The 11,470-nt window shown below is 71.4% G+C and carries 10 protein-coding genes and 1 pseudogene; 5 read left to right on the top strand and 6 right to left on the bottom strand.

What is annotated here, in order from left to right:
* Positions 1-106 precede the first annotated feature (106 nt).
* The 3 genes from CCR97_RS27300 to CCR97_RS27290 all read left to right on the top strand — a co-directional run bounded on the left by CCR97_RS27300 (position 107) and on the right by CCR97_RS27290 (position 4,135).
* The gene (locus tag CCR97_RS27300) at positions 107-1,171 is read left to right on the top strand and encodes an IS4 family transposase (RefSeq protein ID WP_207199602.1); all 1,065 of its coding nucleotides are present in this window, start codon (positions 107-109) and stop codon (positions 1,169-1,171) included.
* Between the two features lie 310 nt (positions 1,172-1,481).
* Positions 1,482-1,865, top strand: coding sequence for a hypothetical protein (locus CCR97_RS27295; protein ID WP_201160060.1), 384 nt, complete (start codon positions 1,482-1,484; stop codon positions 1,863-1,865).
* Positions 1,866-2,059: 194 nt separating this feature from the next.
* Positions 2,060-4,135 carry a methyl-accepting chemotaxis protein gene (locus tag CCR97_RS27290; RefSeq protein WP_111359449.1) on the top strand — a complete coding sequence of 692 codons (2,076 nt, stop codon included), beginning with the start codon at positions 2,060-2,062 and terminating at the stop codon, positions 4,133-4,135.
* A gap of 13 nt (positions 4,136-4,148) precedes the next feature.
* On the opposite strand, the gene CCR97_RS27285 is transcribed toward CCR97_RS27290, so the two are convergent.
* Entirely contained in the window at positions 4,149-5,276 is a 1,128-nt protein-coding gene (locus tag CCR97_RS27285) for a lysine-2,3-aminomutase-like protein (protein WP_111359448.1), read from the bottom strand.
* Between the two features lie 226 nt (positions 5,277-5,502).
* Complete coding sequence (gene epmA, locus CCR97_RS27280; RefSeq protein WP_111359447.1) at positions 5,503-6,552, bottom strand: EF-P lysine aminoacylase EpmA; 1,050 nt, start codon at positions 6,550-6,552, stop codon at positions 5,503-5,505.
* Between the two features lie 210 nt (positions 6,553-6,762).
* On the opposite strand from epmA, the gene efp reads away from it, so the two are divergent.
* The gene (gene efp / locus CCR97_RS27275) at positions 6,763-7,329 is read left to right on the top strand and encodes an elongation factor P (RefSeq protein WP_111359446.1); all 567 of its coding nucleotides are present in this window, start codon (positions 6,763-6,765) and stop codon (positions 7,327-7,329) included.
* 347 nt (positions 7,330-7,676) lie between these two features.
* On the opposite strand, the gene CCR97_RS27270 is transcribed toward efp, so the two are convergent.
* Positions 7,677-8,474, bottom strand: coding sequence for an aspartate dehydrogenase (locus tag CCR97_RS27270; RefSeq protein ID WP_244670701.1), 798 nt, complete (start codon positions 8,472-8,474; stop codon positions 7,677-7,679).
* A 115-nt stretch (positions 8,475-8,589) separates the two neighbouring features.
* Between CCR97_RS27270 and CCR97_RS27265 the strand changes: the two genes are divergently transcribed.
* Positions 8,590-9,576: a tripartite tricarboxylate transporter substrate-binding protein gene (locus CCR97_RS27265; RefSeq protein ID WP_170146104.1), complete on the top strand. Its 987-nt coding sequence runs from the start codon at positions 8,590-8,592 to the stop codon at positions 9,574-9,576.
* A 185-nt stretch (positions 9,577-9,761) separates the two neighbouring features.
* Here CCR97_RS27265 and recR read toward each other — a convergent pair whose 3' ends face one another.
* The 3 genes and pseudogenes from recR to CCR97_RS27250 form a co-directional block, all read right to left on the bottom strand.
* Positions 9,762-10,361 (bottom strand): recombination mediator RecR, encoded by a 600-nt coding sequence (gene recR, locus CCR97_RS27260; protein ID WP_201160058.1) that lies wholly within the window; start codon positions 10,359-10,361, stop codon positions 9,762-9,764.
* 130 nt (positions 10,362-10,491) lie between these two features.
* Positions 10,492-10,812, bottom strand: a complete 321-nt coding sequence (locus CCR97_RS27255; protein ID WP_111360790.1) for a YbaB/EbfC family nucleoid-associated protein — start codon at positions 10,810-10,812, stop codon at positions 10,492-10,494.
* 100 nt (positions 10,813-10,912) lie between these two features.
* Positions 10,913-11,470, bottom strand: a pseudogene (locus tag CCR97_RS27250) (hypothetical protein); the annotation flags it as partial.

Here is an 11,470-nt window from a genome sequence, read left to right as displayed (position 1 = left end):
GGAGATGGCAAGGAACCATCTTGATTCGACCGAGTGGGATCGGCTCGTCGAGGGGCTCGGTGGTGAAGCGGCACTGACCGCGTCGGCTCGGGAGCTGAAGGCGTTCGTGCGCGCCCGCGGGATTCGCAGCGCCGTGGATCTGCTGCGGCTCGCCCTGATGTACGGGCCGGGCGGGTATTCGCTGCGCCGCTTGGCGGCGACGGCGGCGGCCCTCGGACTGGCCGACGTGTCGGACGTGGCGATTCTGGACCGGCTGAGACGCGCGGCGGACTGGCTGGAGAGCCTGTGCGCGGCGCGTCTGAGCGGTCTCGCCGAGACGGATGGGCCGCTCCCGCATCGGCCGATCCGGATCGTCGACAGCAGCCGGCTGGAGGGGCCGGGCGGCCGGGTGTGGCGGCTGCACCTGTGCTACGACGCCCGGCAGGCGCGGATCGTCGACGCGGCGATCACCACGACCCGGGTGGGCGAGCGGCTCGACCTGTCGCGGGTGAGCGAAGGCGAGATCCGGCTCGGCGATCGGGGTTACCCGCAGCCGGACGGCATCCGGAACACCGTGGCGGAAGGCGCCGACGTTCTGGTTCGCCTGACCTGGAACAGCCTTCAGTTGACCGACCCGGACGGGACCCCGATCGACTGGCTCGCTCTGTTCGCGAAAGCGAGCCGCCACGGGATGCTCGACCTCCCGGTGCTCGTTCACAAGGCGCATCGTGTCTTCGAGCCCCTGGCCCTGCGTCTCGTGGTGATCCGCAAGCCTGCCGAGGCGGCCGCGCAGGCGCGCGCCAAGGCCCGGCGGGCGAGCCGCAAGAACCAGCGCCGGACGGATCCGCGAACGCTCGCGGCCGCCGATCACCTCGTGCTCCTCACCTCGCTCGATCGGGCCCACGTTCCGCCCGAGGAACTCGCCGCCCTCTACCGGGTCCGATGGCAGATCGAGCTCGCCTTCAAGCGGTTGAAGTCGATCCTGCATATCGACCGGCTGCCGGCCAAAGATCCCGACCTCGCCCGCGCATGGCTCCATGCGCATCTTCTGCTGGCGCTGCTGGTCGACGACATGATCGCCGCGGTCGGCGCACTTTCCCCCTCCGGAGAGCCTCCGTCGTCAGCTCTCGATGTGGTGCACGGTGACGCTCGTCAGCGCCGTCGTGCTCGCGATCATCGCGCCGCCGCCTGATCTCGAAACCATCCTCGACATCATCCGCAGCCGCCAACGCCAATGGACCGAGCCGTCCCGCCGACGACGCCTCCAGATGACCCAATGCCCAACCTTATCTTAGCGCCTATGGGGTCGAGCCCGCGCATGACGCTCCTATGCATGGCGCGCGATGTGTGCATCCCGTAGCGACTTCGCGGGGACGAGCCGTAGAGGCCGGATACTTCACTCACGGTCACGCCGTCACGCCATGGGTGCTGACGACGGCCAAGTCCCGCAGGGTGAACGGTCGACGTAACCATTCATTCAAATCCACGCATTAAACCAAACAATGTGGTGTGGCTGCCTCGGCGTCGGGCTTTGCTCCCGGCGTCGTGGCCGCGGCCGGTTCGGCGTCCGCCCACTCGTCGAGCAGCAGGGCGCCGCCACGCGGGAGATTTCGCAGAACGCCCAGTCGGCCGCCGCCGGCAACGCCACGCTCACCGGCAATATCGGCCGCGTGAGCACCGCGGTCGGCGACGCGAGCCGGGCCGCCGGCGCCGTCTTCGGCGCCGCCGACACGCTGGCCGCCGAGGCCTCGCGGCTCTCCGGCGAGGTGACGGCGTTCTTCCACAGCCTGCGCACCGGCGTGCTCGACCGCCGCAAGGGCCGCGATCCGAGCTATGCCGGCCCGGACCGTCGCCAGCGCCGCGACCGTGGCCGCACGGCCGCGTGAGGCCGCAGCACCGCGATCGCGTATCGGCCCGGATTGGACCCACGCCGCTCCCGACCCGGTCGGGGGCGGCGCTTCCGTTTCTGGCGCGTGCGGGTGCGAAACGTAAAGTTAAGCGAAGTATTGGAACGTATTTCCGCAACTGGTGGGAATAGGGAAGTCTCAGGATCGGTTAGCTCATTGGTAAGGAGTGGCTGATGACGGACGTGCAGCATCGGCTAGGCCGGACGACCATCGGAATGCGCTTCGCGGCCGCGATCACGGCCAGCGTCGTCCTCGCCGTGGCGGCGACGACCGCGAGCAATCTCTGGCTCTCCAGCCGCATGTCGGAGAAAGCCGCCGCTCACGAGCTCGCGGTGCTGCAGGCGTTCTTCTCCGGCCGTCTCGCCGACGACGCCGCGCGCGCCATCGCGCTCGCCGACAGCCTCGCCCTCAACGGCACGATCCAGGCGGCCTTCGCGGCGCGCGACCGCGCGACGCTCCACGCCATGCTGGTGCCCGGCTTCAAGGCGCTGAAGGACCGGCACGGCATCGTGCAGATGCAGTTCCACACGGCGCCGGCGACGACGTTCCTGCGCGTGCATCAGAAGCCGGAGAGCTTCGGCGACGATCTCAGCGCGTTCCGGCACACCGTCGTCGAGGTCAACCGCACCGGCAAGTCGGTCTCGGGCCTGGAGAGCGGCGTCGCCGGGCTCGGCATCCGCGGCGTCGTGCCGGTGTCTCACGACGGCCGGCAGGTCGGCACGGTCGAGATCGGCATGTCGTTCGGCAAGCCGTTCTTCGAGGCGTTCAAGCGCTCCACCGGCGCCGACGTCGCCTTCTTGCTGAAGACGCCGAACGGCTTCGACTCCTACGCGTCGACGTTCCGCGAGCTGCCGGCGCTGACGCCGGAGCAGATCACGACGGCGCTCGCCGCCCCGTCGGACATGGTCACGTTGCCGGTCGCCGGCGTCGAGCACGCCGTCGTCGCCGCGCCGGTGCGCGACTACAAGGGCGAGGCGATCGGCGTCTTCGTGCTCGGCGTCGATCGCAGCGGCGCCGTCGCGGCGCTCGCCGAGGCGCGCACCACGGCGCTCGTCATCGGCGCGATCGTGCTCGTGCTGACGCTCGGTCTCGCGCTGCTGCTCAACCGCGGCATCGTCGGCCCGCTGCGGGCGCTCACCGCCGGCATGCGCCGGCTCGCCGACGGCGACTTCGACGTCAAGCTGCCGGGGTTGGGCCGGCGCGACGAGATCGGCGAGGTCGCGGCCGCCGTCGAGGCGTTCAAGCTCAAGGCGGTCGAGAAGGCGCATGTCGACGCCGAGCGCGAGGAGCACGCCCGCACCGCGCTGCTCGCCGAGCAGAACCGTAAGATCGAGGCGGCCATCACGGCGTTCCGCGACGCCATCGAAGGCGTCGTGACGGCCGTGTCCGACAGCGCCGGCGAGATGCGCACCAACGCGCAGACGATCGACGGCGTCGCGGCGCAGGCCTCGGGCCGCGCCAGTGCCGCCACGGGTGCCTCCGAGCAGGCGGCGCATTCGGTCCAGACGGTCGCGGCGGCGGCCGAGGAGATGTCCGCCTCGGTCGCCGAGATCGCCCGCCAGATCGCCCAGGCGACCGCCGTGGTGACGGCCGCCGACGCCAAGACCGGCCGCTCGGTCGCCGAGATCGAGAGCCTCGCGACGATGAGCGAGCGCATCGGCGCCGTGGTCGAGATGATCCAGGCGATCGCGGCCCAGACCAACCTCCTGGCCCTCAACGCCACCATCGAGGCGGCGCGCGCCGGCGAGGCGGGAAAAGGCTTCGCGGTCGTCGCCCAGGAGGTCAAGGCGCTTGCCGCGCAGACCGCCAAGGCGACGGCCGAGATCGCCGGCGAGATCGACGCCATCCAGGTCTCGACCCGCGACGCCGTCGTCGCGGTGCGCGAGGTCGGCGCCGCCATGCAGGAGATCAGCCGGGTGACGGCGACGATCGCCAGCGCGGTCGAGCAGCAGGGCGCCGCGACCCGCGAGATCTCGCAGAACGCCCAGCAGGCGGCAGCGGGCAACGCCACGCTGGTCGGCGACATCGCGGTGGTGAGCGACGCGGTCGCGCAGGCCAGCCGCTCGGCCGGCGCCGTGTTCACCACGGCCGAGGCGCTCGCCGGTCACGCGACGCGGCTGTCCGAGGAGGTCGCGGCGTTCTTCCAGAACCTGCGCACCGGTGCGCTCGATCGTCGCCGGCGGCAGGATCCGGGCTATGCCGGCCCGGAGCGGCGCGACCGGCGCGGCGCCGGGACTCGGGCCGCCTGACGACGGGTGCCGCTCAGGCCTCGGTTCCGGGCGTGCCGCCGTCGTCCTCCGGCACCGGCTCGGCGTCGTCGGGACCGGGCGGGTAGACGCGGGAGCGGCCCTGCAGGTCCTCGACCTCCCAATGCGCCGGGCCGCCCGGCTCGCAGCCGGCGACCGGCGTCGCATAGGTCGGGCCGACCGGCACCTTGCCGGCGCCGCCGGGCAGATCGAGCACATAGGTCGGCTGCGCCAGGCCCGACACACGGCCGCGCAGGCGGCGCATCAGCACCTGACCGTCGGCGAGCGTCGTCCGCAGATGCGTCGTGCCGGGCGCGAGATCGCCGTGATGCAGGTAGTACGGCTTGATCCGCGCGGCGACGAAGCTGCGCATCAGCTCGGCCAGTGTCTTGTCGTCGTCGTTGACACCCTTCAGCAGCACCGACTGCGACAGCATCGGGATGCCGGCGTCGATCAGCCTGTCACAGGCTTTTCGCGCGTCGTCCGTGAGTTCTCGCGGGTGGTTGGCGTGCAGCACCACATAGGTCGCCTTGCCGGGAATCTTCAGCGCGTCGACCAACGCTTGCGTCACCGTCTCCGGCACCGCGACCGGCACCCGCGTGTGCACCCGCACGACCTTCACGTGCGGGATGGCGCCGAGCGCCTGGACGACGACGGCGAGCTTGTCGGGCGCCAGGATCAGCGGGTCTCCGCCGGTCAGGATCACCTCGAAGATCTCGCGGCGGCCACGGATGTAGTCGAGCGCCGCCATGATCTTCTTGGGCGACAGCGTCGGCCGGCCGCCGGGACCGACCATGGCGCGGCGGAAGCAGAAGCGGCAGTAGACCGGGCAGACATGGACGAGCTTGAGCAGGACCCGGTCCGGATAGCGGTGCACGACGCCCTCGACCGGGCTCATCGCGTCGTCGCCGATCGGGTCGAGACGCTCCTCGGGCGCGGTGTCGAGCTCGGCCGGGTCGGGGAGGAACTGGCGGGCGATCGGATCGTCCGGGTCGGCGGGGTCGATCAGCGCGGCGATCGCCGGCGACACGGCGACGGCGTAGCGGGCCGCGACCGCGTCGAGGAGCGGCGCGTCGGCGGGACGCACGAGGCCCGCCGCGGCGAGCTCCTCCGCCGTCCTGAGTGTCTTGCGCTGCGCGGTCATCGGGGGCCCTCTCAGGCGGCAGCGATACGCCGTTGGGGCGGCCGTCACAAGGCGGGGCCGTTTCAGCTCTCCGCGCGCGGCGGGGAGAGGGAACCGCGGCACGGCGCCCGCGCTCCTTCTCCCCGCGGGCGGGGAGAAGGTCGGGATGAGGGGGCGCCTCCGTAAAGCTCAGACTCGCGGAGGCGCCCCCTCACCTGACCCGGACCTTCGGTCCGAGCCACCCGTCTCAGGCCACCGGCGTCCAGATCACCGTCTCGATCGACGGCGCGCCGGTCGCCAGCATGACCAGGCGGTCGAAGCCGAGCGCGCAGCCGGAGGCCTCCGGCATGAGCGGGAGTGCCGCCAGAAAATCCTCGTCGAGCGGATAGGTCTCGCCGTAGACGCGCGCCTTCTCGGCCATCTCCGCCGCGAAGCGCCGCCGCTGCTCGACGGCGTCGGTCAGCTCCCCAAAACCGTTGGCGAGCTCGACCCGACAGACATAGAGCTCGAACCGCTCGGAGACGCGCGGATCCTGCGCGGCGCGCCGCGCCAGCGCCGCCTCGGCGGCCGGATACTCGGTCAGCAGGGTCGGCCGGCCGATGCCGAGATGCGGCTCGATGCGCTCCACCAGGACGCGGCTGAACACGTCCGACCAGGTGTCGTCGGCGGCGGTGCGGATGCCGGCCGCGGTCGCGGCCGCGACCAGGGCGTCGCGGTCGGTCTCGGCGTCGTCGTCGCCGCCCGCGACGGTCGCCAGCAGGTCGATGCCGGCATAGCAGGCGAAGGCCTCGGCGACGGTGAGGCGCTCGGGCGGCGCCAACGGGTCGGCCTCGGCGCCCCGGAACGCGACGCGCCGCACCCCGGTGGTCTCGCAGGCGAGGGCCAGCAGATCGGCGCAGTCCTGCATCACGGCGGTCCACGGCGCGCCGGCCCGGTACCACTCCAGCATGGTGAACTCGGGGTGGTGGAGGGCGCCGCGTTCGCGGTTGCGGAAGACGTGGCCGAAGGCGAAGAGCCGCGGCTCGCCGGCGGCGAGCAGCTTCTTGCAGGCGAATTCTGGAGAGGTGTGGAGGTAGAGCGGCCGCCGCGTCGCGTCGGGGCCGACGGCTTCGGTCGCGAAGGCGTGCAGATGCGCCTCGTTGCCGGGCGAGACCTGCAAGGCGGCCGGGTCGACCTCGACGAAATCCTCGGCGGAAAAGCGCGCCCGGACGCCGGCCGCGATGCGGTTGCGGGCGAGAAGCAGCGGGCGGCGGTCGGCATGGACGTGCGGCGTCCACCAGGGCGACGCCGCGGTCATGCCCGGCCTCGCGGCATTCGTCGTTGATTCATCGAGAGGATTTCCGCCTTCACCATCCCGCCCGGCGGCCCGCCGGCGGGGCGGGGCCGCGCCGAAAAGAACTGGCGAACCGCCAAAGGATCAGTATGTTGCACGCGAAACCGCCGGTTCCCGGGTTCGTCGCCGCTTCGCGCAGGCGCCCCGGCCTCCCCGCAGCAAGGATCTACGCACGTGAAGGTCATCGCCAGCTCGCTCCGCAAGGGCAACATCGTCGATCTCGACGGCAGGCTCTACGTCGTCCTCACGGCGGAGAACATCCATCCCGGCAAGGGCACCCCGGTGACTCAGCTCGACATGCGTCGCCTCTCCGACGGCGTGAAGTCGTCGCAGCGCTACAAGACCACCGACCAGGTCGAGCGCGCCCATGTCGAGGAGCGCGAGTACCAGTATCTCTATCAGGACGGCGACGGCTTCCACTTCATGAACATGGAGAGCTACGAGCAGGTCGCCGCCGCCGAGGACGTGATCGGCGACCTCGCCGTCTATCTGCAGCCCGAGATGAAGTGCAAGCTCTCGGTCCACGAGGGCGTGGTGGTGGCGATCGAGCTGCCGCAGCGCGTGGTGCTCGAGGTGGTCGAGACCGAGCCGGCCATGAAGGGCCAGACGGCGTCGTCGTCCTACAAGCCGGCCGTGCTGTCGAACGGCCTGCGCACCGGGGTCCCGCCGCACGTCGGCGTCGGCACCCGCATCGTCGTCTCCACGGCCGACGGGACGTATGTGGAGCGCGCGAAGGACTGATCGTTTCGGGGACGCTGCCTCCGGCGAGGCCTCGTGTCCCGGGCGCGGCGCGACGCGCCGCGCCCCAGATGGTTCCTGTCACGTCATGGCCGGGCTCGTCCCGGCCATTGTCGTTTGTAGTGTGGCCTCGCTTTTTGTGCGGCACGCCATCGCCCCTCATGGTGAGGTGCTCGCCGGAGGCGAGCCTCGAACCATGCGGCCCCCGGCCCCGGACATGCGGCCGCCTACGCCGGGGCCGCCCGCGCCCTTCGAGGCTCGGCCTGCGGCCGAGCACCTCAGGACGAGGGCGGAGAGGGTTGCCCGGCGTCGGTCCGCGACGGGGTCGCGCCCGTGCGTCGCCGGCCCGCCTACGTCCCCACCCGCAGCGGCGCGCGCTGCTTGGTCAGCGCGGCGAGGACCGAGAGGGCCGTGATGCGGCCGGTGCGGGGGTTCTCGGAGGGGACGTTCTCGATCGACATCTGGAACTTGGCTGAGTCCGAATCGACCTCGATCGCATGGCAGTTGCGGTCGACGCCGGGATCGGCCCAGATCTCGATCGTCGTGCGGTCCGGCCCGATGCCGGCCAGCGCCAGCGCAGCCACCACGTTGACATTGGCCGGGAAGACCGCGGCCGCCTCGCGGGCCGTGCCGGCGAAGACGCGCTTGGGCTCTGTCAGGTTCTCGACGGAGATGTTGTTGTTCACGAGATGCGGTGCGCCGGCGAGCCCGCGCGGCGGCTTGCGGGTCGTCATGCGCACCGAATGAATGGTGCCCTGCGCCGCCGCCGTGACGGCGTCGAGGCCGATCAGCGCGCCGGTCGGCACGATGATCTGGCCGCCCTTGTGGCTCGCCAGCTCGATCAGCTCGGGATGCGACAGCAGCGCGCCGGCGCTCAGCACCATCGCCTTCTTGCGGGCCGACAGCATCGGCCGGCAGATGGCGTCGAGCACCGCGGCCGGGGCGCATTCGACCACCAGGTCGGCATGCGAGGGCATCGCCTCCAGCTTGACCAGCGGGCAGCTTATGCCCTGGGCGTCCAGCCAGGCCCGCGCCTTGCCGTGGTCGCGCGCCGCGATGCCCGCGAGCTCCAGCCCCGGCATCCCGTCGGCCAGCGCCCGGGCGACCGCCCGTCCGATGGCGCCGAGTCCCGCGATTCCGATCCGCATCGGCACCATTTTCGCCTTCCCGTTTTCCGCTTTTCCTGCGACCTTGGCGGCCCTGGATTGTCGTCTAGACGCTCATTTCCATAATCGAACGCTCCGAACAAACAAGGAGGAACCGATGCTCCGCTCCGCTTTCAGGCTGCTGGTGGCCGCCGCGCTGGCGCTCGCCGCGCCGGCGATCGCGTCCGCGCAGGGCCAGGACTACCCCAACCGCCCCGTCACCATGGTCATCCCCTTCGCGGCCGGCGGCCCGACCGACGTGCTCGGGCGCATCGTCGCGCAACGGCTGGGCGAAGTGCTGGGCCAACAGGTGGTGGTCGAGAACGTCGGCGGCGCCGGCGGCGGCAACGGCAGCCAGCGCGTCGCCAACGCGGCGCCCGACGGCTACACCATGGTGCTCGGCACGGTCGGCACCCACGCCCAGAACCAGACCCTCTACAAGCGCCCGCTCTACAACGCCGAGGGCGACTTCACCCCGGTCGCGCTGCTCGCCGACGTGCCGATCGTGCTGGTCATCCGCAAGGACCTGCCGGTCAGCAACTACAAGGAGTTCGTCGCCTATGCGAAGGCCAATGCCGGCAAGATGACGTTCGCCTCGGCGGGCGCCGGCTCGGCCTCGCATCTCGCCTGCGTGGTGTTCAACACGGCGGCCGGCCTGCCGGTCACCCACGTGCCGTATCGCGGCACCGGGCCGGCCATGCAGGACCTCCAGGGCGGGCGGGTCGACTATCTGTGCGACATGATCTCGACGGCCAAGCCGCAGATCGACGGCGGCGCCGTGAAGCCGATCGCCATCCTCACCAAGGACCGCTCGAAGGCGCTGCCGAACCTCTCCTCGGCGACCGAGGAGGGCACGCAGGTCGAGGCCTATACCTGGAACGCGATCTTCCTGCCGAAGGGTGCCCCCAAGCCGATCGTCGACAAGCTCAACGCCGCGCTGGTCGAGACCATGAAGACGCCGTGGGTGCAGGAGCGCCTCGCCTCGCTGGGCGCCGTCGTGGTGTCGCCGGACCGCATGACGCCCGACTATCTCGCCAAGTTCGTGAAGAGCGAGATCGAGAAATGGGCCGCCCCGATCAAGGCGAGCGGCGTCCAGGTGGAGTGAGGCTTGTCGTCATTCCGGGGCGCGGACCGTGAGGTCCGCGCCCCGGCCCTGGTCTCGATCCGTCATCCTGAGGTGCTCGCGCAGCGAGCCTCGAAGGATGCGGCCCGGGCCGTCGCCCTTCGAGGCCCGGCTTCGCCGGGCACCTCAGGGTGACGGGTGATATCGGCCGCCAGGGGCTTTCGCCCTCACCCCATCGTGGTGCGGCTGCGGATCGCCTGGGTCAGCGTGCCCTCGTCCAGATAGTCGAGCTCGCCGCCGACCGGGACGCCGTGGGCGAGGCCCGTCACCTTCACGTTCGCGTCGGCCAGAAGCTCGGTGACGTAGTGCGCCGTGGTCTGGCCGTCGACCGTCGCGTCGAGGGCGAGGATCACCTCGCCGATCGCGGGGTCGTGCGCCCGCGTCACCAGCGACGCGATCGCGAGGTCGTCCGGCCCGACGCCGTCGAGCGGCGACAGCGTGCCGCCGAGGACGTGATAACGAGCGTTGACGGCCTTGGCGCGCTCCAGCGCCCACAGATCCGCGACGTCCGCCACCACCACGATCGTGCTCGGGTCGCGGCGCGGATCGCTGCACACCGTGCAGGGATTCTTGCTGTCGAGATTGCCGCACACCCGGCACACCGTGATGGTGTCCATGGCGGCCTGCAGGGCGGCGGCGAGCGGCGCCATCACCAGATCGCGCTTCTTGACGAGATGCAGCGCGGCGCGCCGCGCCGAGCGCGGCCCGAGCCCGGGCAGCTTGGCGAGGAGCTGGATCAGACGCTCGATCTCGGGCCCGGCGCTCATGGGGGTGTTGCACTCTCGGAGCCGTCATGCCCGGCCTCGTGCCGGGCATCCACGCTGTCGGCGCAGGCCGTGGAAGAAGACGTGGATGGCCGGGACGAGCCCGGCCATGACGAGGCAGAGGGTCGTCCGCCTAGAACAGCTTCATGCCGGGCGGGATCGGGAGGCCGCCGGTGAGGGCCTGCATCTTCTCGGCGAGCAGCGCGTCGGCCTTGCGCTTGGCGTCGGCGTGCGCCGCGACGATCAGATCCTCCAGCACCTCGGTCTCGTCGGGCTTCATCAGCGAGGGGTCGATCTTCAGCTTCTTGATCTCGCCCTTCGGCGTCACCGTGATGGTGACCATGTCGCCGCCGGCCGCGCCTTCGACCTCGATCTGCTCGAGCTCCGCCTGGAGCGCCTCCATCTTGCCCTTGAGCTCGGCGGCCTGCTTCATCAGGCCCAGGATGTTCGCCATGATTGCCTCTCGCAATGAGCGGGGCGCGGCCCCGCGGGTCGTATCCGGTCGGCGCGCGCGGGGCGGAGCCTTCTGCTCCGCCCCGACGGCGCCGGGCTCTTCAAAAATCGTCGTCGAGATCGTCCGGCATGGCATGCGAGCCGTAGGCGCTCTCGTCCCACACCGGCGGCGGCTCGTCGGTGTCGCCGTCGTCGTCGGGCTCCGGCGCCGGCGGCAACGCGGCGGCGGCCGGCGCCTCCGGCTCGACGTCGCGCCGACGCACGTCGACGACCTCGGAGCCGGGGAATCGTTCCAGCACCCGCTGCACCAGCGGGTCGGCGAGCACGCCGCGCTTGGCCTCGGCCTCGCGCGCCTGCTGCTGCGAGCGCAGCGTCGGCTGGCCTTGCTCGGACGAGACCACCACCATCCAGCGCCGCCCGGTGAGGTCGCCGAGCCGGCGCGACAGGTCGCCGATCGCCGCCTTCGACGTGTTCGGCTCGAGCGCGATCTCGAGATGGCCGTCCTCGAAGCGCACCAGCCGGACGTCGCGCTCCAGCACGGTCTTGAGCTGGATGTCGCGCTTGGCCGTGGCGAGCGCCACGAGCTCCTCGAAGCGCCCGAGCAGCGGCACCGCATCGGGCGCCGCGCCGGCGGCCGGACCGAGCGCCGGTTTCACGCC

Source organism: Rhodoplanes elegans, assembly GCF_016653355.1.
Classification (GTDB): Bacteria; Pseudomonadota; Alphaproteobacteria; order Rhizobiales; family Xanthobacteraceae; genus Rhodoplanes; species Rhodoplanes elegans.
Note: the sequence above shows the minus strand (reverse complement) of the source record. Positions and strands in the feature narration are given on the sequence as shown.